Genomic DNA, 23,704 nt, shown 5'->3' with positions numbered 1-23,704 from the left:
CTAATGCTCGAGATTAGGTAGGAATAACTATGGGAACCCTTGCCACAGTTAGGCACAACTTGCATGACAAGCACTTTGACCAGCGCTATTGTGTACGCCATGACTTCCATTGACGCGCACAAAACGAAATTTCTCGGCCTGCTTCACGATCAAATCAGAAATGAATTCAACGCGTCACACGAATATATTGCAACGGCAGTCTATTTCGACAATGCGGACCTGCCACAGTTGGCCAAGCATTTCTACAAGCAGGCCGTCGAAGAGCGCAATCACGCGATGATGATCATTCAGTATTTCTTGGATCGCGGCATCAACGTGGAGCTGTCGGGTGTGGACCCCGCCAAGGGGCAGTTCGAGACCGCACGTGAACCGATCGCCCTCGCGCTGAGCCATGAGAAGACGGTCACCGAGCAGATCGTGCACCTCGCAAGCACCGCCCGCGAGGAGGGCGACTACCTCGGCGAGCAGTTCATGCAGTGGTTCCTCGAGGAACAGGTCGAAGAGGTCGCAAGCATGACCACCCTGCTGGCCATCGCCGATCGCGCGGGCAGCAACCTGTTCGACCTCGAGAACTTCGTCGCACGCGAGATGGGCGGCGTCACAGACACCTCCCGGGCCCCCAAGGCGGCCGGCGGTTCCGTCTGAGCTCCGGTGAGTGGTGGGCAAGTCTCTGCACTCGCCCACCACTCACCGTGCAGGAGCGCCTATCGCAGGGTGACCTGACGGCCACGCAGTCCGTCGCGGGCGCGTCGTTCCTCGGTGGTGAGGGGCGCGTCGACGGCGAGAGCCTGCGCCAGCCGCTCACCGAGTTCGATGGTCCCCGCTGCCCATTCGTTGGGGTGCTTCTCCCGATCGAGGTCGAACACCGGGACCAGCAGTCCGTGCGTCCGGAACGATCCGGCATACCGTGAACCGTCACCTAGGTGCAGACCACCGGTGGCGTGCACGCGCGCGAGAGCGAGCATCAGATCGTCTTCGTCCTCCGGGCGCACCCAGCGCAGGTGTGCCTTCTCGCCCGCATCGACCCACCATGCCCCGACGATGCCATCGGCCTCAATTCGGGCGGAGGGCATGATCGCCGCATTCGCGTGCTGCACGGTGGTCGCGACCTCGGGTGTCGGTTCCACGCTTTCGGGGATCCACCAGTTGAAATCCTGGTGCACAGTGATGTCGAGAAGCGCATCCGCGTCGATCACATCGGCCAGAGCGGGCGTCTCGGAATCGGGGCCGGCGGAGGCGAGCGACCCACCAGCTGCAGCTTCGCGGACCCAGGTGACCGATGCGGCCAGATCGGCACCGAGATCGGCCGAATGCGCTTGGACCTGCACCCCGACGAAGCCGGTGGCACTGTCCCCTTCCTCACGGACAAGTGCCGCGACTGCACCCGGCAGCACGGTCGCGAGCGTCACTGAGCGCTGCGAATCCTTCAAGGGAAGCGGGGCGGTCGCCGACGGCACGAATTCGCGCAGCGCCACCAGATCACATTCGGCCGCGAGGCCTTCGAACGGCCGGGTCACTGCCGTCGCAGCGTTCTCCCGTTCCGCCTGTCGCTGCGCGATCTTCTCGGCGCGGGCACTACCTGGCTTCGGACCACTGTTTCTCTTGCTCTTCTTTCCCACGAAGCCAAAACCTACACCGTTGCGGCAACGTGCAAAAGCGTGTCCTGAGCCCGAACCTCTCGGTCCCGACGTCGACCCGCACCATGTCCGAGATCCGACCGTCCGCGCCATTGGATCGCTGCGATCGATCGCCAACCCTGCAGTGCTGTGCCACCCGACCATCGAAGAGTTGGAAGATCAATAAGCGAGAAACCGCCGATTGTCTTGCATTTCAAGCGGGCTGAGCGGCACCGGCAACGGATGTAGTGGGATCGCACCACCAACCCGCCACCGGCAATGTCACCAAGGGGATGCAATGACCGACAAGACCAATACTCATGACGATGATGAACCGAGATTGCTCAGCAACGTCTGGTCTGCCGAGCAGTGCTCCAAGTTCCTGAACGTCACACAGGGCACCTGGCGGTCATATGTCAACCGGCCCGGCAAGCGAAACCCTGCACCTCAGCCCGTCCACAGGTTCGGTAAGACTCCGGTCTGGGATCCCGAGGAAGTGCGTGAGTACGCGAAGAGTCGTTATAGGGCGCTGAACTCTTGACGACCGGGCGGCGTCGGGTCTGACGCACCTACCCCTGAACGGGTAGGTCGGCTATGCGTCCTTGACTGGGATCTCGTCGAGGAACTGAAGCATCAGCTCCCGGATCACCGGATTATCGAACGGGTCCTCGGCGCGGATATCGTCGAGGAGTTCACGGCTCAGTGGTCGCTTCAACTCCCAGGCCGCCTCGATCGCGGACTGGATAGCCAGCCCGAACTCGCCGGCACTGGCCGGTCCCTCGATCCCCGCGAGGTCGCCGAAGTCTCCGTCCATCTCGGCGTGAATGCGCTCATACATCGCCATTTCTTCCAGATGCCCCACGGGGTCACCTCCACTTCCCATCGCGGATCTACAGCGGGCATTGCTGATGCTCGAGGCAGGCCCGAAACCGATCCGGCTGGTCGACAACCTCAGGAACCTGAGCGGAAACCTAACGAAACCCGTTAGCCGAGACGCTCGGTCGGCGATCTCACTCGGGTTCAGGGGTACTTGATCATTGTTTCTCCTGCGGTTTCTTGAGCTCCTTACGAATGATTGTGACGGCAAGGAACAACCAGGCAATACCCCAGATGACCGCGCGGGTAGGCGTGAAGTTATATGCCAGGAGCACGGCGGCGAAGACCGTAAACGCGATGAGATACGCGATCAGGCCTGTTTTGAGCCTCTGCATGGTCAACCTTCCAGGTCGGTGTGGCTTGCAATTCGTGTGTGGAAGACTTACCAGGGGACCAGCCCGGTAACAGCGGGCTGGTCCCTCTTCGGTCGCTTTCGGTGTCTGCCCTTGCGCTACGTCCTTGACCGAGATCTCGTCGAGGAGCTTAAGCATCAGCTCAAGCGGCCTGCGCGCGTGATCATTCGCAGGCAACGCCGTCGCCGTCCCGGTCGAGCTTGCCGCGGTAGCCGGGTTCACCGACGTAGATGGGTGCGGCACCTGCGGCTCTCGCTGCGCTGCAGTTCTTGAAATAGACCGCGCCACCACTTGGTGCCGGCGCCGGTGCCGGTTCCTGCGGAACGGGTGCGGGCAGCGGTGGTGGGGGAGCGACGGTGGTGGTCGGCACCGAAGGAATCAGGTCCGGACCAGGCGCGGTTGCGGCACCGCAGTCGGACAACACCCGTGTGATGGCGTCCTTTTCGGCCTGCGTCACCCACAGCCCGTACTCGGCTTTCACCTGTACCTGCCGTGTGACGTACGTGCATCTGTAGGACTTGTTCGGCGGCAACCAGGTTGCCGCGTCACCGTTACCCTTCTGCCCGTTCGTCGGTTTGTCGTGGTCGCACCTTTGGTGCAAGAGGTATGTCACAGATTGAGTTTGCGGGTCTGGACCACGGCCAGTCACCACGTGCTGAAGGCGAGCAGACGGCTGAGACTGCGGAGGTAAGTCGGGTACGGCACTCGGTGCGGCAGCTCGGTTCGTTCGGCCTACCCACACCCAGGAGCGTCGCGAGACCCGCAGCCATACCCCAGTCGTTATTGTCCCACTGGGAAGAAAGTCCGATTTGCGAGGTTCTCGACGCATAGAACCATCACTTCCCGGCCAGTCTCAACATCACCGACGAAAGAGGAACCGTTGAAGAAGTCAGTTCGCGCCGCTGTGACGGCAGTGGTTGCCGCCCCGCTCCTCGTAGCTAGCCTATCGGCCCCGGAAGGACACGAAACGAAATGACTGGATGGACCCGACAGGCTCGACTGGCCTGGCTGCTCTCCGGGCTGGGACTCGGCCTGTCCGTGCTCAACGTCGCGGTCGCGGCAGTCGGTGGCCGGTCGCTGACCTGGCCGCTGATCCTCGGCGCCGTGGTCCTGGTGCTCGTGGGCGTGAATGCCCGGCTGCTGATCAGGGACAGGAACAGGGCAGAGCCTCCCAGCTGAGCCGTACAGCGACGCACAGGGCGACATGTAGGACCACTCACCCACCCGGCGCCCGTTCGGGGTGCACCGTGGACGTGAGACGCGCTCAGTGAGACGTGTCGTCGAGGTCGGTTCGTGCCCCTCTACCTGGCCGGTTGGCGTTCCATTCGTCGATGGTCTCCACACGCCAGCCGAAGTTACGGCCGATCTTGGCGTCAGCCTCTGGCAGGTAGCCGCGAGCGTCGTAGCCCTTGATAGCGGACAGGGTCAGGCCTAGATGCTCTGCGATCTCTCCGCGACTCAGATACTTGATCATCGGTTTATCCTCCTGAGCTCTCTGCGACCGAGCCAGAACACAGTGAACGCCCAGACGATGCCCCAGACGATCGCGCGGGTAGGGGTGAAGTTGTACGCCAGGAGCACACCAGTAAGGGCGGTGTACGCCAGGAGCACACCAAACATGGGTGTCATGAACCTCTTCATCGGACCTTTTTCTGTCGGTGTCGGTGGTGCGTTGCAATTCGTTGAGTGGAAGACTGCCAGGTGGGACCAGCCCGCTAAGTTCGGGCTGGTTCCACTTGGTGCGGAGGGTTCAAACATTCGCGAGAGTGTCGCGAGAGTCCGGGAGGTAGTTCCCCCCACCCCGTCACACCAGGGGAGTGCTGTTCGGGGCTCTCGAGGCAGGATCGGCCCATGACGACACCGGACTGATCGAATGGGGGATCAATTGGACGGTGTACGGACACAAGGACCGCACTAGGTGGCTCAACCACCGTGACCCGATGGATTGGGTGGCCGACCCCGAAACCACGGCGGAACTCACCGACCCCGAACTCGCGTTCCCGGTCACCCCGACCGGCCCGATCCAGTTCGGTATTCCCGACGAGTCGGGTTTGTACGCTGCCGCCGTGCACTTCATCCCGTTCCCCCGGTGGGCTGGCGACACACCCGAGCACCCCGCCGTCCGGGTGTCGGCCCTCAAGGGCATCGTCTACTAAGAGCAGACGGGGTGGGGCAGGACACCGACCTAGCGACACGTCCCCGTTGGACTACCGTCACGTCACACCCGAGCAGGGGTTGTGTGACCAACCCAGGGCAAATGTTCACAGTGACCGCGGCCGCCGAAGCGCGCCGAGTATCGCGGAAGACGATCACGCGGCGCCTCGACCAGCTGCGGGACAGTGGCGCCTACAAAGATGCGGCTGGGGTCTGGGTGATCCCACTCGCCGCGCTACTGCACGCCGGACTGACACCGGGTAGGCCAGCGCCCCCCGATGCTGTCCACGTGCCCCAGGGCGACGACATAGGCCACCAGGACACACGGCCCACCTCCGAGGTGCAGGCACAAATGGCGGACCTACAGCGTCGCGCCGAGGTTGCCGAAACCCTGGCCGCTGAGCGTGCTGAGCAGATCACCGACCTACGGCGCACGCTCGCGATGCTCACCACGGGACGACCGGACACGACCCCGCCACCGCAGACGGACGCGAGACAACGCGGCCTGCTCGGGCGCCTGGTCGACGGTCTCGGCTTGTAGGAATGAGACCGACTACGTCGCCGAGCATGGTGCCGCGTTTGGTCATGATCCGCCGCGCCAGCGTTTGCACTGCCGTGGCCTGATATTCGAGCAATTGCTTGCTGATCTCGGACGGCACCGAGTACTCGGCCAATCCCTCACGCACGTCGCGGGACAGGTCGTAGCAGACCTTCAAGAGCACCTCGTACGGCCGACGAGGTTCGCGGCGAACCCACGACTCGTCGAGTAGATCCAGCACGTCGGCGGTGACCGGCCGACTGAACCGGTCGCTCCAGCGGTCCTCAAACCACTGCGCCAGATCTTTGGCACCGGAGGTGTCCAGGACGTCGACGTTCAGTTCGAGGTTGTGGATCAGGCCCGGCGCGGTGAGGTTCGAGGAGCCGACGAACCCGGTGATCGGGTTGTTCAGGTCCTGTCGGTGGCAGATGTAGGTCTTGCCGTGCAGCGGGCGGCGGGTGAACACTTTGATCTCCACCGCGCCCTGGGCGAGCAGATCCCGCAGTGACTGCAACGCGGCACGGTCGGCGTTGGTAGGCAGGCCCCGCATCAACTGTGTGCGGAGCTGCTCGAGCAGATGCGCCTTACGTTCGCGGGCCGTGTTCGCGTCCGCATCCGGACGTGGTGTGCCGTCGACGCTGGCCTGGAGATCGTCCAGGGTCTCCTGTTGCGGTCCGGTCATGACCATCCCGATCAGGATTCGTACCACCGGACCGACCGCGCCAGCAGCAACCTTTTCCTTGACCAAGGCATCGAATACTGACCAGCCGCGGAGATTGAAGTAGCCAACCGCAACATCCATCCGTTCCGAGATCTGCAGCGACTGTTGAAGATGCGAGCCCAGGTCGGACTTGATGTTGTCGAAGATCCGTGCCACTCGGGTCAGCACTCCTTCAAGGCAAAGTTCAGAGGTAGTTGTACGTGAGGCATTCCGACAGGGCGATTTTGGACTGCAACCTAACAAGACGGCTTGTTCTCGAGCCTGCTTGTTGGCAAGTTTTCTTTATTGCAAAAAGGTTTGTAACCTTGCAGTTCAGCTTGATTTTTGACTCAGCCAGAGTTCGAAGGCTTCGGCGGTGGCGGCCTGCAGGGTGGTTCCGCGGGTGGCGATGGCGATCTTCACTTGGCGCAGGAGTTCCGGGTCGAGACGGGCCGAGAACTGTGTCAGCTTCGCCGGCTCGGCATCGGGGGCTTCCGTCTTATTCGGTGCGAGGGGGTGGGTTTCGGTGTCGGGTGCCTTGGTCAGCTTCTTGCCGCCGAAGGCGCCTGCCGGTTGATGCTTGGTGGGCATGGTCATCCCTTCTTGACGATGCGGGTGAGGAACTCGTCGAAGATCTCGATCAGGTCGGCGGCACGGCTGCCGTACGAGTGGATCGGATCGCGGGCGCCGCGGGCTTCGGTGAGGACCGTCCGCATCGGTACGGCTGGCTCCCAGAGCCGCTCGCCGAGGGCGTCGCCGAGCTCTGCGGCACGGAAGTCGGCTTCCCGACTGCGCGGCGGGACCTTGTTGAGGACCACGCCGAGAACTTCGAGGTCGGGGTTGTAGTGCTCGCGGACGGTCTCGATCGTGTCCATGACGTTGGCGACGCCGGCACTGGCGTCGATGCTCGGCTCCGTCACGATCAGGACGCCGGTCGCTGCGATCAGAGCATTCGATACCAGCTTGCCCACGCTCGGCTGGCAGTCGATGAGGATCAAGCCGAACCTCGACGCAGGCCGGGTCAGGATTCGAGCCAATTCTTGGTGCGGCCGGGGTAGTTGGTGGCCACCCAACTGACGCCGAGTTCGCGGCACAACTCGACGTCGCTGCGGCTGTCGACGGTCCAGCAGTAAGTGGCACGTCCCGCGGCGGCGGCCCTGTCGACGATGTCTGGGTGCTCGTGCAGGGTCTTCACCGACGGCCCGACCGCGGTAGCCCCGACCGTCGTCGCCGCTCCCCCGCCGAGGACTCGGGCAGATTCGCCGAGCAGGACCGTCGGGAGCAGTGGCGCCGAGCGCCTGATCCGCCACACCGCTCCGGCGGAGAACGACATGACGACAGCACGCGCATGGTCGGCGGACGGCGGCGACCCGACGCCGAAACGATGCAGCTCGGCGAGCACCTTGCTCTCGACGAGGCCACCGAAACGGACAGGATGCTTGGTTTCGATGAACAGCTTCACCGGTCGCGCAGACCAGTCCAGCGTGAACGCGATCAGAGCGCTGAGTTCGAGGAGATCGGCCGGTTCATCCGGGGTGCCGTAATTAAAAACGGCCAACTCGTCGCGCGTCATCTCACTGACGACGCCGGTACCCGTGGAGGTGCGGTCGATGGTGCGATCGTGGACGCACACCAGGTGGCCGTCCCGAGTGAGTCGCACGTCGCACTCAAGGCCGTCCGCTCCCTGTTCCAGCGCCAGTTCGTACGCGGCGAGCGTGTGTTCGGGCCGGGCCGCGGATGCGCCGCGGTGCGCCACCACGAGGGGTCCTCGCCGGTCGGGGCTCACGGTGCGAGAGCTTCCCGGTCGGCGACCACCCAGCGAGTGACGGCACCCTTCGATCCCGTCACAGTCCGGCCTTCGAGCCTTCGGACGACCATCAAGGTCAGGACAGCGGTTACGGACGCGATCAGTGCTGTGAACGCGGACAGCAGCACCCCGTCGGCCATGATTTGAAGACCGGGTCGCGAGCGCCAGAACCAGTTGAAGACGACGAGCAGGGCTCCGAAGACCCACAGACTCCACCAGGCGCGGACCAGCGTGACTGCACGGGGATCCCTGCGGATCACCTCGAGTAGAAATACCCCCGGCATCACCAGATTCAGGCCAGGCACGGCGCACCCGACGATCACCTCGCCGATCGACCGTGGGTCTGACGTCTCGGATCGGTCGAACGTACGACGACGAATCCGCAGCAGCCAGCACACTGCGCCGATTCCGGACAGCAGCGCGAATAGCGTCCCGCCGACCTGGGCCACAAACACCGCGAAATCGGACACTGCAAGCACCGTCGGGTCGATCAGCCGGGTCCGGTTGCGGACCAGAACGCCGTAGCGTGCCAATTCGGCCAGGACTGCGAGTCCGTAGAGGCTCGCGGTGAGAGTTAGGAAGACGGCCACCTTGTCGGCGAGCAGTTCCGGCCAGTTGCGGCGTGCGGCAGGCATCTCGACCCGATCGCGCAACCCCCACCGCGGGATTTCCGTGTAGCGCGGTGTGGGACTCGGCGCCGATGAATCCGACGTAAGGCCGGCCCTCTGCAGCGGCGACCGCGCAATCCAGCGGAAGCCTCGCCGATCCGGTGGGAGGAACTGGTCTGTCCGGACCGGAGCAAGCAGTATTCCGTGGCAGCGGGGGCACCACTGCGTCGGAGCACCGACGACTGGCCACCGGCCCGCGCATCGCGCGCACACTTGAATGAGGCTCATGTCCTCCGCACCCACTTCACATCGCCGATTCTTCCACGACCTGGGTATGCGGGCAGACGACTGTCGAATCTTCCCGCGTGAACCAAACATGTGAGCTGAGACACAAGAATTCGGGAGTTATCCACAGTTTCCACAGCTTCATGCACAGTTTTGACCGTTGTGAGTGGTGCTTATACACAGGTCAGAGCGTATTCGAAACCGTGACTGTTGACAGGTTCGAGCGGCCGGTCCACAGCAGTGGACAATTTGACACCGCAGCCTGGTGAACGACGCTCGGCCCGGAATTACCCCTCCAGTTCGGGCTGCCCGCGAAGCAACCCGAGAACTCCGGACCGAGCGTCGTTTCCCCACCCCCTTCGGGGCGAGAACGCCCCGATACTTGTACTGACGCAGTCCGGCGCGATCTGGTTCCACCGAACTTGTGATCTCGCCGAACCCTGTAATCTCGGGGACCGATGATGGAAGATGTCGGGTCGCGGTGGCACGTCGGGCCTACCCGAGTTCTCCAGGTCGCGGCAGTTCTCATCACGGCACAACTGCTCGTGCGGGCATGGGTGGCCGGTCGCGGCGGCTACTACTGGGACGACCTGATCCTCGTCGGACGCAGTGCAAGCGTCCCGTTGTTCTCCGGCGATCTTCTTCTCTACGACCACGACGGCCACTTGATGCCGGGAGCCTTCCTGGTCGCGGGAGTCGTGACGCGGATCGCGCCGTATCAATGGATACTGCCGATGTTGACGATGGTCGCGTTGCAAGCGGTCGCGTCGTTTGCGGTCTTCCGGTTGTTGCGCAAGATCCTCGGCCCACGGCCGGCCCTGCTGATCCCGCTGGCGCTGTACCTTTTCGCTCCACTGACCTTGCCTGCGTTCGCGTGGTGGGCGGCCGCGCTCAACGCGCTGCCGCTGCAGATCGCGCTCGCTTGGGTGGCGGGCGACGCACTCGAACTGTGTCGGACGGGGCGTCGGCGGTACGCGTTCTCGGGCACACTCGTGCTGATCGCGTCGCTGCTGTTCTTCGAGAAGTCCGTTCTGGTTCCGTTCGTCGCGTTCGCGACGGTGGCCCTCTTCAGCTATATCGACAGTCGCGAGCGGCCTTTCCAGTCGACGCTGCGCCAGTGCGCACTCTCAACACTGCGCCGGGGCGCACCGCTCTGGATCGCGTCGGCAGTGGTGCTCGCTACGTGGGCTTTGGTCTACCTCTCCTGGGTTGAGTCCCGGTTGGTGCGACCGAACGGTGTGGCCGCGTTCGAATTGTTCAATCACGCCACGTCGCGGGGCCTTCTCCCCACCCTCATCGGTGGCCCATGGGCGTGGGCGCGCTGGATCCCGAGCCCAGCATGGGCCGCCCCCTCGACGATGCTGGTGGTGGCCGGCTGGGTTGCCTTCGTCGTGGCTGTGGTTGCCACCGTGCGGCGCAAGCGTCGCATCGTCGGAGTGTGGATCCTCACGGCCGCATATTTCCTCCTGTCGGTGACGGCGATGGTCGTCACCCGATCGAGCGACAACACCGCCTATGAACTCGCACAGACCCTGCGCTACTTCACCGACACCGCGGTGATCCTGGCGATCGCCTTCGCCTTGATCGCCCACGCCCCTCATCGGAGCGCTGCCCCCATCCGGGTTCGGCCGCTCGTTGCGGTTGCCGCCGTCACCGCGTTCGTCGCCAGCAGCCTGTGGTCGACGTACACGTTCACCCGGAGCTGGGACGAGAACCCGACCACCGACTACCTCACGACCGCGCGTGCGTCGCTCGCGGAACACAATGACGCGCCGATCCTCGATCAGCCCACCTCCATCTGGGTACTGCTGCCGGTCGCCTACCCCTACAACATGGTGAGTCGGCTCCTCGGCCCACTGCGTGATCGCCCCGAGTTCTCCGACAGCACTCCGGACCTGCGGATGATCGACGACGACGGTTCTGTGATCGACGCCCAGGTCACGTGGGTGCGATCGATTGAGCCCGGCGCGGTCCCGGACTGTGGGTACCTTGTCGATCAGCGGAGTTTCGTGCCGCTCCCTCTCAACGGTCCGCTGATCGGCTGGGAGTGGACGGCGGAACTCAACTATTTGGCCGACGCCGACGGGGAAATCTCGGTCGCGATGGAGGACGGCGACCCGGTGCGGGTGCCGGTGCAGCGCGGCCTGAGTTCGGTGTTCGTGCGCCTCATCGGTGGGGGCCAGAGCTTACGGGTGAGCACCCTCACGCCTAACCTATCCGTCTGCATCGGCGTCGGACCGGTCGGCGTTGTAGTGCCGAAGTAATTAACTACCTGCCGTACCGCGACCAGGCGACGCGGGCACTGGCCGCACCGACGATCGCGGCGGCGGCCTCGTCCCAGCCGGCGGCGGGCAGTCCCAGCTTCGCGAAGAGCGAGCGCCGAGCCTCGGTCATTTCGAGCTTCGCGCCGGGGAACCGCTTCTCCACAACCTCACGCAGCGTGCCGACGCCATCCACGATGCCGAGTTCGGCGGCGCGGCGGCCCAGCCAGACGTCACCGTCGAACAAGTTCGCCCCAGCTGCCTTCAACTTCTCGCCACGCCGCCCGACCACCCAGTCGCGGAACTCGTCATGGATGCCTTCCTGGATCGTATTCAGCCACTCGACATCCTCGGACTTCTCCACGAAGAACGGGTCCAGGCGGGCTTTCGATTCCCCGGCCGAGTGAAGTCGCCGTTCGATGCCGAGGCGCTCGATCAATTCGGAGAACCCGAAGCCGGCCGAAATGACGCCGATGGAGCCTACGACGGAGGTCGCGGTCGCGTAGATCTCGTCGGCCGCGCACGCCAGCCAGTAACCACCGGACGCCGCGACGTCCTCACAGAACGCAATCACGGGCACTTCGTGCTCGGTGGCGAGTTGCCGGATGCGGGAGGCGATGTATTCACTCTGGGTCGGTGAACCGCCAGGACTGTTGATCAAGAGCGCGACGGCTTTCGCGCCGCGCGTGGTGAACGCCCGCCGCAAAGGCTCCTCTACGGATTCCGCGCTGAGAACACGAGAGAAGCCCGCGCCACCCGGAGCGATCATTCCGTGCAAGCGCACCACTGGGACCACGCCGTCGCCGGAACCTCCCAGCCGGACCGGCAGCTTGTCAACCAGCGGTTTCGGCAGAGTCAACGGGTTCTTTGCCATGGAGCAAGCCTACCGAGGACGGATCGGGCACAGTGGTAGCCATGGAATTGCGAGTCTTTACCGAACCTCAGCAGGGCGCCACCTACGACGATCTCTTGACCGTGGCGTTGGCCGCCGAACGATGCGGGTACGGCGCGTTCTTCCGGTCGGATCACTATCTCCCGATGAACGTCGAGGGGTTACCCGGGCCCACGGATGCGTGGATCACCTTGGCCGGACTGGCCCGTGACACGTCCACGATCCGTCTGGGCACGCTCGTCACGTCCGCGACATTCCGCCGTGCCGGACCGCTTGCCATCTCGGTGGCGCAGGTGGACCAGATGAGTGATGGCCGCATCGACCTGGGGATCGGCGCAGGCTGGTACGAGGAGGAACATCAGGCGTACGGCATTCCGTTCCCGTCGCTCAAGGAGCGATTCGAACTGCTCGAAGACTCTCTCGCCGTCATCACCGGACTGTGGCGCGCTCCCGTCGGCGAGACCTTCTCCTACGAGGGAACGCACCTGACGATCAAGGATTCGCCTGCCCTGCCGAAGCCGAAGCAGCCACAGGGTCCGCCCATCGTGATCGGTGGCGGCGGCAAGAAGAAGACCCCGGCACTAGCCGCGAAATACGCGGATGAATTCAACGTCCCCTTCCAGTGCGCCAACTCTACGCGCGCCGCAATCGACCGGGTACGACTCGCGTGCAAGGCGATCGATCGTGACCCAAGCGAATTGGTGTACTCCAACTCACTCGTCCTCTGCTGCGGCCGCAACGAGGAGGAGGTCTCGCGGCGCGCCGCGTTCATCGGGCGCGACATAGGCGAACTGCGGGAGAACGGACTGACCGGGTCGCCCGCCGAACTGGTCGACAAGATCGGCCGCTACGTCGAGTCCGGGTCTCAGCGGATCTACATGCAAACCCTCGACCTGAGCGATCTCGACCACCTCGAACTGGTCGCGAGCGAAGTCATGCCCCAGTTGTGATGCCCGACCGGGCTCAGTGCCGGGTGGGTGAGTCCAGGAACTGACGGATCTCGCGGTCCCATTGGGCGTAACGTGCGCGGTTCAGGAGAGTCCGGCTGATCGCGAATCCGGACGACCCGATCGTCATCACCGCGAACCAAGTGAAGAGCCCGGCGGTCACACCGGCTACCCGTGCCGAGCCCGGCGACATCGGTTTGGTAGCGAGGTTCCCGTCCGTGTCGACCCAGATCTGCTCGTGCGTGCCGGACGAGGTGGCGGGGTCGACGGCGATGTTGCCTTGACGGACGTCGGCGCCCCACGCCCACTCGGCGGGCGCGGTGTAGACCACCGGCGTGGCGAACTGCGAGGTTGCGGACACGCTGGACGCGGCGGCGAGTGTGGTCGCGGTTGCGGTGCTGTACTGCGCGGCCTGCTGCTGCGCCAGGTCCGTTTGACTGTCGATGGTCCGGGCACCCGCCACGACGGCGAGTGGCAGCATGACGAACGCGAGCAGCACAAGCACGATGGTGAGCCGGCGCTCGATCCGATCCGAGCGTCGGAGAAGTGGATTGTCCCGACGGGAAGAGTGCTTGCGCGGTCCCCGCGGATGAGAATTGATCCACATTCCGACCCCACCTCCCGCTCACAACCCCTACGATTGGGGTCGTACGATAGGGCGAACGGGATCAGGTCGATAGGGTGTGTCTTCGCACCGGGCCCTTCTACCATCGCCCTCTCACGAACCTGTTGCGCTACCAAGACTACCGCCGCGTCGGGTCGGGCGAAAGGCCCGCGTTTCGGCGGCGCAAAAATTCGGTTGCACAGAAGCTCCCGATCCGCCGACGAATTCGCGATCCTCGATATTGGAATCAGCAGTCCGTGAAATCAGTTACCTGCCATACACTTCGGAGGAAGTATCGGCAAGAATCACCTGATCCGACAGTCGGAGCGGACTAGGACGGTGGCCGGATGTCCGTCTGCGCCGGAACCTCGTACTGCTTCAGCAACCCCACGGGGCAACTGACTCCGGTGGCGTGCACCGGACAGTACCCGCCAGGGTTCTTCGCGAGGTACTGCTGGTGATAGTCCTCGGCGTAGTAGAACTGCGTGAGCGGCGCGATCTCGGTGGTGATCGCACCGTAGCCGGCGTCGGCGAGGCGCCCCTCGAAGGCTTCGGCGGTGGCTTCGGCGATCTCGACCTGCACCTCGTCGAACGTGTAGATGGCCGAACGGTATTGCGTTCCCTTATCGTTGCCCTGCCGCATACCGTGCGTCGGGTCGTGGTTCTCCCAGAAATGCGCGAGGATCTCGGCGTACGAAATGATCTTCGGATCGAATACCACCAGCACCACCTCGGTGTGACCGGTACGACCCGAGCACGCCTCTTCGTAGGTGGGGTTGGACGTGTAGCCGCCGGCATACCCGACTGCGGTGGTGTAGACACCCTCGAGTTGCCAAAACTCCTTTTCGGCGCCCCAGAAACATCCCATGCCCAGCACCGCGCGCTCCATGCCCTCCGGGAACGGGTGCTCGAGAGAGTGACCGCTCACGAAGTGCGTCGCCAGAACCGGTATCGGCCGATCGCTTCCGGGGAGGGCACCCTCGGCGGTTACCATCACGGATTCAGCGGAGGCTCGACCCAGAAGGTCGTCGTACCAAGACATGATTCGATGCTACCCGCGGCGGCGGCGAACCCTCCTTCGCGAGCGCCGACCGCCTGCGCATCCGCTCGGCTAGCGCAGCCACCCACCGCGTCGACGGGATCTCCACCCACCGATAAAGAGCCTCCGACACCAGGGCGGTCACGACGAGGAACGCAACGACTGCTCCGGTCGCGCCGAACGGACCGACTGCGGTCTCGTACACCCGGTAGAGGACCAGCGTGTGGACGAGGTAGATCGCATAGCTGCGCGTGGCCGTCCACCGGATCACGGCCCAGTGCGCCGCAGGCCCGTTGTACCGGCCGATCAGCACGACGGACAAGGTGACCACGAAGAACGTCCACAGGTAGTGATTGCCGGCCCAGTAGACCCGGAAGTCGGTGGCCAACCGAATCACCTCGACCTGTGCGATCAAGGCGACCACGATCCACCGGTTGTCCGCGAGCCGCGCCCAGGCAAGGTAGAGGATCTGTCCGAGGAAGACGGCCGGCAGCGTCGCGGCGATCTTCGAGAGCATCGGGACCGCGTACGGCTGCGGCACGTAGATGTTGTAGAGCAGGATGAGCGAGCAAATGGCAGCGCCGGCCATCGGCATCGCGATCGGTACTGAGCGCAGCACGGGACGCGCCGCCACACAGGAGAAGTAGAAGAGAACCTGCACGGCGAGGGTCCAGGTGACACCGAGAACCGCCACCTCGGGTTTGAGGAAGAAACCACCGAGCACAAAACTCAGGGCCGCCTCGACATTGGATACCCCCTCCTGCCCGCTGAACATTCCATTGATGCCGAGACGCACCAGAACAATCGCGGCGAAGATGGCTACCCAGAATGCGGGCAGAATGCGCCCGAGTCGGTTGAGCAGAAAATGCCCGGGCTCGTGACGAATGGCCGATCGGGTGATCAACATACCGGTCAGCATCATGAAGATGGCCACCCCGAGAAAGGACAAATGCTGGTTGAGGCCGCCTACTTCGATGAGTGACCGATGGACGACGTCTATGGCCCACCATCCGGTGCCGAGGTCGTCGATCAGATAAAACGAAATGTGCGAGTAGATAACGGCCAGAACTGCCAAAAATCGGAGCAAATTCGCGCCTGTGAGGTGGACACGCGGCGCCGCCGCATGCGAATCCACAACAGGCAGTAGCGAAGGCACCGCCACAGCTTAGCCTGTCGCGCTCACGGCGAGTGACTCGGCACCATACACCGGAAATCGAAAATGGTCACTCTACCTGCGGGAATGCGTCACTGAGGTCCGTAGTCGCCCAATCGGAGGAGTTCTGTCAGCGAAAAAGTCTAAGCCCTGCGTTCCACAAATTGTCCGAATCGACGCAGGAAGGTGTGTCGTGTCGCGAACCAGGGCGTGATCGAGGCTGGGCTGCGTGGGCCGAACTCGATCAGAATCGAGGCTTGCTGGCTCCGTTCACCCATATCAACTCGTTCTCGCGTCGATCGCCGGCGCCCGAGAACGTTTTCGGACGACCGAACTTTCTTTTTCGAGCATCGCCCCCCTCCGCTTCGATGTTTGCGCAGGGTGTACCAATGACATGGGGCAGAAACCCGGACGAGATCGGGTAGAAGCCCGAAGACGATTAGAGAAGACGGGTGTCCGGCGTGTGCTCGCACCCGAAAAACCAGGGCTTCCAGGCCCGCAAAGAAGGGACGCTCGTGTCTGATTACACGCTGCCGGAACTCCCCTACGATTACGCCGCTCTCGAGCCGCACATTTCCGGCAAGATCATGGAGTTGCACCACGACAAGCACCACGCGGCCTACGTGAAGGGCGCGAACACGGCCCTCGAGAAGATGGCCGAGGCCCGCGAGGACGGCACGATCGCGGACAAGGCGCTCCTCTTCTCTCGCAACCTCGCCTTCAACCTCGGCGGCCACACCAACCACTCAATCTTCTGGAAGAACCTGTCTCCGAACGGCGGCGACAAGCCGACGGGCGAACTGGCCGCCGCGATCGACGACCAGTTCGGGTCGTTCGACAAGTTCAAGGCGCACTTCACCGGTGTCGCCACCACCATCCAGGGTTCCGGTTGGGCACTGCTGGGCTACGACACCATCGGCCAGCGTCTGGTCATCGAGCAGATGACAGATCAGCATGGCAATATCACCGCCGCGATCATCCCCGTCGTCATGCTCGACATGTGGGAGCACGCCTTCTACCTCGACTACCAGAACGTAAAGCCGGACTACGTGAAGGCTTGGTGGAACATTGTGAACTGGGCGGACGCGACAGAGCGCTTCGACCGCGCACGCACCCAGGGGGCAGGCATCATCGGCTAGATGCACTCCACCTTCGCACGAGCGCACAGAACGCCGGTTTCGGTGCTCCTGTGCGTTCGTGCTTGTTTTTTGGCGATTGCTGCTATTTCGATCAGGGCGAGCGTCCAATAGGCTTCGGACGTGACCGAATCCATACATGCCCGGGACGAGATGCTCGTCCATGCCTTTCGAGACGACGCCCTCGGCGATCTCGACGCCACAGGCGTCGCGGAACGGATCGCCACGCGGGAGGTGTCGATCCGCGAGGTGACCGAAGCCGCGATCGCTCGCGCCGAGTCGGTCGAACCCGCTCTGAACGGACTGGCCTGCGCCGACTTCGATCGTGCGCTGACCGAAGCCGACCGCCCGCACCGAGGCGTTTTCGCCGGGGTGCCGACCGTCGTCAAGGACAACGTCGACGTTGCCGGCCTGCCCACGCAGCACGGTAGCGTCGCATTCGCTGCGAAACCTGCCCGAGCGCACGGCGACTTCGTCAAGCAATACCTGTCCACCGGTGTGCTCTCGCTCGGCAAGAGTCGCCTACCCGAATTCGGGTTGAGCGCGTCCACCGAGTTCGTAGACGCCGAACCCGTGCACAATCCGTGGAATCTCGCGTTCTCGCCCGGTGCATCGTCAGGTGGTTCGGCCGCGCTCGTCGCGGCAGGTGTGGTGCCGATCGCCCATGCCAATGACGGCGGCGGATCCATCCGCATCCCTGCCGCGGCATGTGGGCTCGTCGGCTTGAAGCCGTCCCGCGGACGGACGGTCTCCAACGCCATGGACACATCGATGCCGATCCGGATCATCGCGCAGGGTGCCGTCACCCGATCGGTCCGGGACACCGCCCGCTGGATGGCCGCCGCCGAACGCCAATACCGCAACCCGGGGCTGCCTCCGATCCGGTTGGTCGAGGGGCCGAGCAGCACCCGCCTGAAAATCGGAGTGGTCGTCGATTCGGTGACAGTCACCCCCACCGACGACGAGACACGGAAATCGGTGCACGCCACCGCAGACCTGCTGGCCGAACTCGGGCATCATGTCGAGGAATGCCCGATGCCGGTGGGCCCCTCGTTCGCCGAGGACTTCGGCCTTTACTGGGGTTTCCTGTCGTTCCTCATTTCCAACGCCGGCAAACGGACGCTCGGGCCGGACTTCGACCGTGATGCCACGGACAACTTGACACGCGGGCTGGCCGCCTTGTACCGAAAGAACATCGCGAAGACTCCCCGGCTGCTCTACCGGCTGCGACGTACGCGCGGCGAGTACGCGAAGGTGTTCCAGAAGTACGACGTGGTCCTGTCGCCCACACTTGCACAAACGACCCCGCGGCTCGGATATCTGTCGCCGACACAGAGTTTCGATGAACTGTTCGACAAACTCATCGCGTACACCGGGTTCACGCCACTCAACAACGCGGCTGGCGGGCCGGCCATCTCACTGCCGATCCACGAGACGTCGCGGGGTCTGCCCCTGGCGTCCCACTTCTCCGCGGACCACGGGGACGAGCGGACCCTGCTCGAGTTGGCATTTGAACTCGAGCAGGCGACGCCGTGGCGGCGGATTCAGGACGTCCGCTGACGGTCAGGCTGTGCGCCTGCTCATCCAGGCCACAGCCCCCGCCAGTAGTACCGTCGTGATCCCAAATCCGATGGCGAGGTGTTCGGCCGTGAGGATCGGGGTGGGCGCGGAGAAAGTGCGCGTCACCGCGACCGGTTCGGCCAACACCGTCGCCAACTGGGTCTGCTGAGCAGACGAGCGGGCCGGCATCGCCGCGACACCCTCGTTGAGATCGGTGGACACTTGCCCAGACAGCGTTTTCAGCGCCGCGAAGCCGTCCACAATCTGTGAGGTGGCGCCGTCCAGCAGTTCCGGGGCCTGATCGGCGATCGGAACGATACCGTCGTTCAACTGCTGTGCCGCGCTGCTGAGCTGATTGCTGGCACCGGTCAGCTGACCCATCGCGACGCGCACGAGTTCGCCGAGGTCGGTCCCCGGGCCGACCTCGCCGCCCAGCAGTGCGGGGACCGAACCCAGCTGTGACGAGAGCAGTCCGAGATCGTCACTGACCTGCTGTAGGGACGGGACGACTGGCGGCGCAAGAGGAGTAGCACTCAGGAGACGGATCGCGTCGTCGACACTCGTCTGCATCTCGGTGGCGCTGTCATTCGCCTGCCCGAGCGTGAGTCCCAGTCCGCTCAGCCTGCCCGCCAGGTCGTCCACGTTCCCCGAAGTCTCACCGACCACCCCCTCGATCTGGTCGGCCACTTCCTGCAATTCCACTGCGCCGGACCGTGCCGTCTCGAGATACGGGAGCAGGGTGTCGGCACCCTCTGTGAGTTGCTGCACCGCAGAGTCGGCCGCGGACGTTCCGGCCGCGAGGAATCCGGCCGCTACCCCCGCCCGTTGGAATGTCATCCGGGACGAGGACGCGTCGGCCAGTAGATCGGCAATGCCGTCGGCACTGATCCGGGATGACACAATTCCGGAAAGCTCGTCGGACGCATCGGAATCAGTGCCCTCGACGTCGACGTCGAGTGTGGCCTGCCGAGGCGTCGTGCTCCAGATGGAGGATACCGCGGCGCTGAAGTCCTCCGGCACGGTCACGGTGGCGAAATAGCTGTCGCCCGATGCCGTGCCCGCGTCGACCACCCGCCAGTCGAAGGACTCGTTGGCCTCGAGCTGCTCGATCAGCTTGTCACTCGCACGCACCGATTTCCCGTCCACCGTCGTGCCAGCATCGGTATTCACGATCGCAACGGTCCGGCTGTCAACCTTGCCTCCGCCCAGGAACACGTACCCGAGTCCCGCCGCAGACGCCACGACCAGGCCGGACAGGGCGGCCGCGGCGATCCGCGGCAAAGTGAAGACCTTTCGCGTCGACTCGGTCCGGGCTTGATTCTCGGATTTCCGTGCGTGCTCAGAGATCATTCCGTCGACGATAGGGGCATCGAGTGGCCCGATATTGTGGCTACTCTGTGGTTTCCCTAAGACGCCCACCCGCATTCCGCACCGTCGCGAAAGGCCCGGGCAACTAACTCCATGCTCTCGTCAGACCAGGCGGTCTGGGCGCGGCGGCGGAGCGCCACATGCACCGTGCGGGCACCGTTGTTTCGGTCGATCCGCAAGAACGGCGACCTCATTCCGACCGGGAAGCTGCGGATCAAGCGGAGCGGACACCGCCTGATCCGCAGCACACACGATCTGCTGTCAGACCGTCCTGAGGAGTCGGTACCACCTAATGGCACCGACCGCAATCAGCAGCATCTACGAAGGGTGCGTCGCAAGCTACAGCCCAAGGAGAATAAGCGGCAGACTCTGGAGCGACGCGCTTCCGCTGACGCTTCCGAGGCTTCCGGCGAGGCCTCCGAGGACAACGAGGGCGGTGATCTGCGGAACCACCACCGGAATCAACGCGATTCCAGCGGCAGCGCCGATCACCGCAGAACCCACCGCAGCAGGGTCAGCGGCAAAAGCGGCAGCAGGGTCAGCGACAAAAGCGCCGATAGGATCAGCGCGAAAAGCGGCGACAGGGTCCGGGGGCAGCATCTCGCTGACCTCATACATGCCGTCGCCGACATGTGTCGATGGTGCGGCTTGTGCTACACCAGTACCGAGGACGGCGACCACCGCGGCAGCAGCGACGCCAACAGTGAGCGTGGACTTCTTCAAAGAAACTCCTTGATGAGTTGGATTGGACTGTGAACGCCTTTGGCGGCACAAGGTAATGCGCAGGTAAATCTATAGCATGCCGGTAGGACAAGCGCCGCATCCGGATGCGAAATCGCTGTTCACGAAGCGCATCTCGCGGCCTGTGACCAGCCGTCGGGATCGAAGGTTGAATTGATAACACCCCTCCCCTTGGTCTTGCCGGCGATTGGATACTCGGTTGCGCTCGCCTCATCGACGAACGTCTTTCGGCGGCCCTGCAGAACTGTGCCTTCTGGCTGCGGTGTCGGCAGTCTGGGTCATCGCGCGCGACAGCAGCGCTCTTCTCCAGCACAGGAAGCTGCTGGCCGAGTGTTCACAAGCGAAGGCACGGCAGTGGGCGAGTATGGGATTAACGTTCCCGCCGGTGATCATGCCTAGTTTCCTTCCGGAGACCGGGAAAGCGGCAATCCGACCGCTCACCCACAGGCTCGCAAAAGCCACCTCCAGGACCGGTATACAGTGGCTGGAGGACAACCCCGTGTGGGCCCCACATGTGGGATGGTTTCCGGCGTGAACGCCGATCCAAAAACGAAACATGGCAGGCCTTTTCGACCGCAGCACCGCCTCAACTACTCCGGAACTACGCGAAGATACCGAGTCCGCCGGAGCGACGAGTCCCGACCATACTGTCTACAGGCAGCAGCGCATCGGACGGAGACCCTCGCCCGGGCGGCAATCGAGATGTCGCTCTGCATGCATTCCACCGAGGGCCCGGCCACCACTTGCCGCTTCTCCGGTGTCGTCGGTCTGCATGCCGACCGACGAGGGCTATAGCGTGCTCCCGCCGGACTGGAAGGATCACGTCGACGAGTCGATCATCGCCGAGGCCGTTTCGACCTGCCCGGTGCAAGCCATCACCGAGCATTCGAGATTGGAAAAGTCATGACCTCCAATTCATTCGCCGAGTTGTACGCGCTGAGTATTCGTTTCAGGGTATAGCTGGAAAGCCCGTCCTACGACGGTGCGGCGAGCGCGCCTGCGGTGGCCCACGGCACTGGCCGGACTGTTAGGCCCCCAAGCTAATGGGACAGCGCCGCACAGTCCACTCGGCCGGTACATGCCGCAGCCTTCTACTCGAGATCACGTGAGACCTCGGCGTGGTGGTGGCCGATAGCCCACAGTTCCCTGCAGACGCGGGGCTGACCACGGCTTCCTGCCTCGCCGGTGCGAGTGGTGCGTTTGGCTTCGCCGGGCCGGAGCGCGAGGTGTCCTTCGGCTGCGTGCCGAACCGGGGATCGACGGTGATCGACCGGCTCGCCCCGCGAGCCCGGGCGCTGGCGGACGCCGTCTACCGGAGCTTGCAACCACAGCGTCCCGGGTAGACGAGGCCGAGAGGGTGGTTCGGCCTCAGTGGCCCGGCACCAGTGCGTTCAGCCCCGTAACCCGGTGTCTATAACGTCATGACCCGCGACAGTTAGCACTCACATGCCCTTGTGTGCCAGGCAGTATGTGGCGCATCCTTCAAGTACCCAACGAGGTGTGCAGCGAGGCATGTTCGACTGCGTTTCGATCGCACCGAGGAGGTAGAGATGAACAAGGACGGCTACATCGGCATCTCACCCTTTCAGGCCGAAGGTACTCTGCGGGGATTCGTCATTTCCGGGCGTTGGCCCGACACCACCAAGGAATGGGCGCAGCTTCTAGCTCTCGCCGTTCGGGTGGCTTCGGTTCCGGGACTGCTGCACACCACAACGGTCTTCGGAGCGCACGAGGATCTGCCCGAAAACCCCGAACCCGAGACCATTGGTCTCGTGGTCGCGGAGGGAACCGTTCTCGGCGAGTTCGCACTGGAGCCCGGTCAGTTTGCCGAGCACCAGCCACCAGCGCTGATGCTGCTGCACCCGCCGTCGGAGACGACTCCGTCGTTGCCGGAGTGCGCAGGCGCCGCCTCGGGCTGTGTACTGCTGCCCGGTCTCCCGCATCTAGGGCTCGAGCATCGCGCGGCCTGGGTCGAGGCGGAAAGAGACGGGACGGTGACGTCCATGGTCAGCCGGGTCGGCATCGACCCGATCAGCGACCCGGACACCGCCGTTTTGGCCATGCTGCTGGCTTCGTAAGGTTTCCCGAATTATTGCCCGCGGTTCACCAAACTTGTTGACGCTTTTGCCATTTCAATTATGCCGCGCTAACATTGCGGACATCGAAGGGGAGTAGCCCCCAATCGCCTGTGTCGACATACTGGCTCGGTGCTCGACCGCACCGGACCCGGCCTGGTGAACCGATGCCGGATCAGCCGGTGCCGGTGGGCGAGACTTTCGGCCGAGCAGGCGCGCCCGCGCTTGCCAGGCCGGAGGAATCTTTCCTGACATCCTCCGACCGACCACCGAAGGAGGATGTCCGTGCTGGCCGCCGCACTACTGAGCTTCGCTGTAATTTTTGTCGCCGAGCTGGGCGACAAGTCCCAACTCATGGCGATGACGTTCGCCCTGCGCTACCGCTGGTGGATCGTCATCTCGGCCATCACCGTCGCGACCGCCCTTGTCCATCTGGTCTCCGTCGCTGTCGGGCACTACCTCGGCGTTGCCATCCCGACAGCGCTGATCAGCATCGTTGGCGGCGTGGCCTACCTGATCTTCGGCGCGTGGACGCTGCGCGGCGACAGCCTCAGCGAAGACGAGCAACACAAGGCCGGACGGACCGCGCGGTCCGCCTTCCTGGCCGTCACTTCAGCCTTCCTGCTCGCCGAACTGGGCGACAAGACGATGCTCGCCACCGTCACGCTCGCCACCGATCACGACACAGTCGGCGTGTGGATCGGGTCGACCGTCGGCATGGTTGCCGCCGACGGCCTCGCCATCATCCTCGGCGCCATGCTCGGCAAGCATCTGCCCGAGGGCTTCATCCGCATCGGCGCGGCGATCCTGTTCTTCACATTCGGCATCTGGTTGCTACTCGAAGGCTTGTTCCCCGGCAACGCGGCGGGCCCGATCGCCGGTAGCGCCTTCATCGTGCTCGCAATCGCCATCGCGACGGTGCGCTCCGTCCGGTCGCGCCGATGCCGCGAGGTCGCAGCGGACGCCGACGAGATGCAGTACCAGGGCTGAC

At 64.0% G+C, this 23,704-nt stretch carries 29 protein-coding genes and 1 pseudogene; 13 read left to right on the top strand and 17 right to left on the bottom strand.

Annotated features, from left to right (window positions below):
- Positions 1-99 precede the first annotated feature (99 nt).
- Positions 100-645: a ferritin gene (locus RM2_RS19320; RefSeq protein ID WP_072691155.1), complete on the top strand. Its 546-nt coding sequence runs from the start codon at positions 100-102 to the stop codon at positions 643-645.
- A gap of 59 nt (positions 646-704) precedes the next feature.
- Here the strand turns inward: RM2_RS19320 and RM2_RS19315 are convergent, their stop codons facing one another.
- Positions 705-1,619 carry a DUF5926 family protein gene (locus RM2_RS19315; RefSeq protein WP_072691148.1) on the bottom strand — a complete coding sequence of 305 codons (915 nt, stop codon included), beginning with the start codon at positions 1,617-1,619 and terminating at the stop codon, positions 705-707.
- Between the two features lie 295 nt (positions 1,620-1,914).
- Between RM2_RS19315 and RM2_RS24130 the strand changes: the two genes are divergently transcribed.
- Entirely contained in the window at positions 1,915-2,157 is a 243-nt protein-coding gene (locus RM2_RS24130; RefSeq protein ID WP_139277839.1) for a hypothetical protein, read from the top strand.
- Positions 2,158-2,208: 51 nt separating this feature from the next.
- Here RM2_RS24130 and RM2_RS19310 read toward each other — a convergent pair whose 3' ends face one another.
- The 3 genes and pseudogenes from RM2_RS19310 to RM2_RS25385 form a co-directional block, all read right to left on the bottom strand.
- A complete protein-coding gene (locus RM2_RS19310; RefSeq protein WP_169846770.1) occupies positions 2,209-2,478 on the bottom strand; it encodes a hypothetical protein in 270 nt (89 codons plus the stop codon).
- 172 nt (positions 2,479-2,650) lie between these two features.
- Positions 2,651-2,827 (bottom strand): hypothetical protein, encoded by a 177-nt coding sequence (locus tag RM2_RS24630; protein ID WP_169846769.1) that lies wholly within the window; start codon positions 2,825-2,827, stop codon positions 2,651-2,653.
- 181 nt (positions 2,828-3,008) lie between these two features.
- A pseudogene (locus RM2_RS25385) lies at positions 3,009-3,425 on the bottom strand (excalibur calcium-binding domain-containing protein); the annotation flags it as partial.
- 392 nt (positions 3,426-3,817) lie between these two features.
- On the opposite strand from RM2_RS25385, the gene RM2_RS19300 reads away from it, so the two are divergent.
- Positions 3,818-4,024, top strand: coding sequence for a hypothetical protein (locus RM2_RS19300; protein ID WP_072691145.1), 207 nt, complete (start codon positions 3,818-3,820; stop codon positions 4,022-4,024).
- Between the two features lie 85 nt (positions 4,025-4,109).
- Here RM2_RS19300 and RM2_RS19295 read toward each other — a convergent pair whose 3' ends face one another.
- Together RM2_RS19295 and RM2_RS24625 are read right to left on the bottom strand one after the other, a co-directional pair.
- A complete protein-coding gene (locus tag RM2_RS19295) occupies positions 4,110-4,319 on the bottom strand; it encodes a helix-turn-helix transcriptional regulator (protein ID WP_072691144.1) in 210 nt (69 codons plus the stop codon).
- Positions 4,316-4,474, bottom strand: coding sequence for a hypothetical protein (locus RM2_RS24625; protein ID WP_169846768.1), 159 nt, complete (start codon positions 4,472-4,474; stop codon positions 4,316-4,318). Before RM2_RS24625 ends, RM2_RS19295 begins: the two co-directional genes overlap by 4 nt.
- Before the next feature lie 188 nt (positions 4,475-4,662).
- Between RM2_RS24625 and RM2_RS19290 the strand changes: the two genes are divergently transcribed.
- Both RM2_RS19290 and RM2_RS24125 read left to right on the top strand, forming a co-directional pair.
- Entirely contained in the window at positions 4,663-5,001 is a 339-nt protein-coding gene (locus tag RM2_RS19290) for a hypothetical protein (RefSeq protein WP_072691143.1), read from the top strand.
- 101 nt (positions 5,002-5,102) lie between these two features.
- Positions 5,103-5,540 carry a hypothetical protein gene (locus RM2_RS24125; protein ID WP_169846767.1) on the top strand — a complete coding sequence of 146 codons (438 nt, stop codon included), beginning with the start codon at positions 5,103-5,105 and terminating at the stop codon, positions 5,538-5,540.
- Here the strand turns inward: RM2_RS24125 and RM2_RS19285 are convergent.
- The 5 genes from RM2_RS19285 to RM2_RS19265 all read right to left on the bottom strand — a co-directional run bounded on the left by RM2_RS19285 (position 5,446) and on the right by RM2_RS19265 (position 8,955).
- Positions 5,446-6,414 (bottom strand): phospholipase D-like domain-containing protein, encoded by a 969-nt coding sequence (locus tag RM2_RS19285; RefSeq protein ID WP_072691142.1) that lies wholly within the window; start codon positions 6,412-6,414, stop codon positions 5,446-5,448. The genes RM2_RS24125 and RM2_RS19285 overlap by 95 nt on opposite strands.
- 156 nt (positions 6,415-6,570) lie before the next feature.
- Positions 6,571-6,828, bottom strand: a complete 258-nt coding sequence (locus RM2_RS19280) for a hypothetical protein (RefSeq protein ID WP_139277836.1) — start codon at positions 6,826-6,828, stop codon at positions 6,571-6,573.
- 2 nt (positions 6,829-6,830) lie between these two features.
- On the bottom strand, positions 6,831-7,235 hold the full coding sequence (locus RM2_RS19275; protein ID WP_245814045.1) for a ParA family protein: 405 nt from the start codon (positions 7,233-7,235) through the stop codon (positions 6,831-6,833).
- 23 nt (positions 7,236-7,258) lie between these two features.
- Complete coding sequence (locus RM2_RS19270) at positions 7,259-8,023, bottom strand: glycerophosphodiester phosphodiesterase (RefSeq protein WP_072691140.1); 765 nt, start codon at positions 8,021-8,023, stop codon at positions 7,259-7,261.
- Positions 8,020-8,955 carry a DUF4328 domain-containing protein gene (locus RM2_RS19265; protein ID WP_373863360.1) on the bottom strand — a complete coding sequence of 312 codons (936 nt, stop codon included), beginning with the start codon at positions 8,953-8,955 and terminating at the stop codon, positions 8,020-8,022. Before RM2_RS19265 ends, RM2_RS19270 begins: the two co-directional genes overlap by 4 nt.
- A 440-nt stretch (positions 8,956-9,395) precedes the next feature.
- On the opposite strand from RM2_RS19265, the gene RM2_RS19255 reads away from it, so the two are divergent.
- Positions 9,396-11,201 (top strand): hypothetical protein, encoded by a 1,806-nt coding sequence (locus tag RM2_RS19255; protein ID WP_072691139.1) that lies wholly within the window; start codon positions 9,396-9,398, stop codon positions 11,199-11,201.
- A 4-nt stretch (positions 11,202-11,205) separates the two neighbouring features.
- Here the strand turns inward: RM2_RS19255 and RM2_RS19250 are convergent, their stop codons facing one another.
- Positions 11,206-12,072 (bottom strand): S49 family peptidase, encoded by an 867-nt coding sequence (locus RM2_RS19250; protein ID WP_072691138.1) that lies wholly within the window; start codon positions 12,070-12,072, stop codon positions 11,206-11,208.
- A 41-nt stretch (positions 12,073-12,113) separates the two neighbouring features.
- Here RM2_RS19250 and RM2_RS19245 point away from each other — a divergent pair, with 41 nt between their 5' ends.
- A complete protein-coding gene (locus RM2_RS19245; RefSeq protein ID WP_072691137.1) occupies positions 12,114-13,040 on the top strand; it encodes an LLM class F420-dependent oxidoreductase in 927 nt (308 codons plus the stop codon).
- Between the two features lie 13 nt (positions 13,041-13,053).
- Here RM2_RS19245 and RM2_RS19240 read toward each other — a convergent pair whose 3' ends face one another.
- The 3 genes from RM2_RS19240 to RM2_RS19230 all read right to left on the bottom strand — a co-directional run bounded on the left by RM2_RS19240 (position 13,054) and on the right by RM2_RS19230 (position 15,836).
- A complete protein-coding gene (locus RM2_RS19240; protein ID WP_072691136.1) occupies positions 13,054-13,644 on the bottom strand; it encodes an Rv1733c family protein in 591 nt (196 codons plus the stop codon).
- 328 nt (positions 13,645-13,972) lie between these two features.
- Positions 13,973-14,683, bottom strand: coding sequence for a peptide-methionine (S)-S-oxide reductase MsrA (gene msrA, locus RM2_RS19235; RefSeq protein WP_072691135.1), 711 nt, complete (start codon positions 14,681-14,683; stop codon positions 13,973-13,975).
- Positions 14,643-15,836: an acyltransferase family protein gene (locus RM2_RS19230; RefSeq protein WP_072691153.1), complete on the bottom strand. Its 1,194-nt coding sequence runs from the start codon at positions 15,834-15,836 to the stop codon at positions 14,643-14,645. Before RM2_RS19230 ends, msrA begins: the two co-directional genes overlap by 41 nt.
- A 512-nt stretch (positions 15,837-16,348) precedes the next feature.
- Between RM2_RS19230 and RM2_RS19225 the strand changes: the two genes are divergently transcribed.
- Both RM2_RS19225 and RM2_RS19220 read left to right on the top strand, forming a co-directional pair.
- The gene (locus RM2_RS19225; protein ID WP_072691152.1) at positions 16,349-16,972 is read left to right on the top strand and encodes a superoxide dismutase; all 624 of its coding nucleotides are present in this window, start codon (positions 16,349-16,351) and stop codon (positions 16,970-16,972) included.
- A 120-nt stretch (positions 16,973-17,092) separates the two neighbouring features.
- A complete protein-coding gene (locus RM2_RS19220) occupies positions 17,093-18,529 on the top strand; it encodes an amidase (protein ID WP_072691134.1) in 1,437 nt (478 codons plus the stop codon).
- Between the two features lie 3 nt (positions 18,530-18,532).
- On the opposite strand, the gene RM2_RS19215 is transcribed toward RM2_RS19220, so the two are convergent.
- Both RM2_RS19215 and RM2_RS19210 read right to left on the bottom strand, forming a co-directional pair.
- Positions 18,533-19,879: a YhgE/Pip domain-containing protein gene (locus RM2_RS19215; protein WP_072691133.1), complete on the bottom strand. Its 1,347-nt coding sequence runs from the start codon at positions 19,877-19,879 to the stop codon at positions 18,533-18,535.
- 357 nt (positions 19,880-20,236) lie between these two features.
- Entirely contained in the window at positions 20,237-20,620 is a 384-nt protein-coding gene (locus tag RM2_RS19210) for a hypothetical protein (RefSeq protein WP_072691132.1), read from the bottom strand.
- A gap of 790 nt (positions 20,621-21,410) precedes the next feature.
- Between RM2_RS19210 and RM2_RS25675 the strand changes: the two genes are divergently transcribed.
- The 4 genes from RM2_RS25675 (at position 21,411) to RM2_RS19195 (ending at position 23,703) form a co-directional block, all read left to right on the top strand.
- Positions 21,411-21,545 (top strand): hypothetical protein, encoded by a 135-nt coding sequence (locus RM2_RS25675; protein WP_281250429.1) that lies wholly within the window; start codon positions 21,411-21,413, stop codon positions 21,543-21,545.
- Positions 21,546-21,762: 217 nt separating this feature from the next.
- Positions 21,763-21,981: a hypothetical protein gene (locus RM2_RS19205; protein ID WP_169846766.1), complete on the top strand. Its 219-nt coding sequence runs from the start codon at positions 21,763-21,765 to the stop codon at positions 21,979-21,981.
- Between the two features lie 207 nt (positions 21,982-22,188).
- Positions 22,189-22,716, top strand: coding sequence for a peptidase (locus RM2_RS19200; RefSeq protein ID WP_072691130.1), 528 nt, complete (start codon positions 22,189-22,191; stop codon positions 22,714-22,716).
- Between the two features lie 276 nt (positions 22,717-22,992).
- The gene (locus RM2_RS19195; protein ID WP_373863359.1) at positions 22,993-23,703 is read left to right on the top strand and encodes a TMEM165/GDT1 family protein; all 711 of its coding nucleotides are present in this window, start codon (positions 22,993-22,995) and stop codon (positions 23,701-23,703) included.
- The last annotated feature ends 1 nt before the right edge of the window (position 23,704 follow it).

The sequence above is a fragment of the Rhodococcus marinonascens NBRC 14363 genome (assembly GCF_001894885.1).
GTDB lineage: Bacteria > Actinomycetota > Actinomycetes > Mycobacteriales > Mycobacteriaceae > Rhodococcus_F > Rhodococcus_F marinonascens.
The sequence above is the reverse complement of the archived record's forward strand: the minus strand, read 5'-3'. Positions and strand labels throughout refer to the sequence as shown.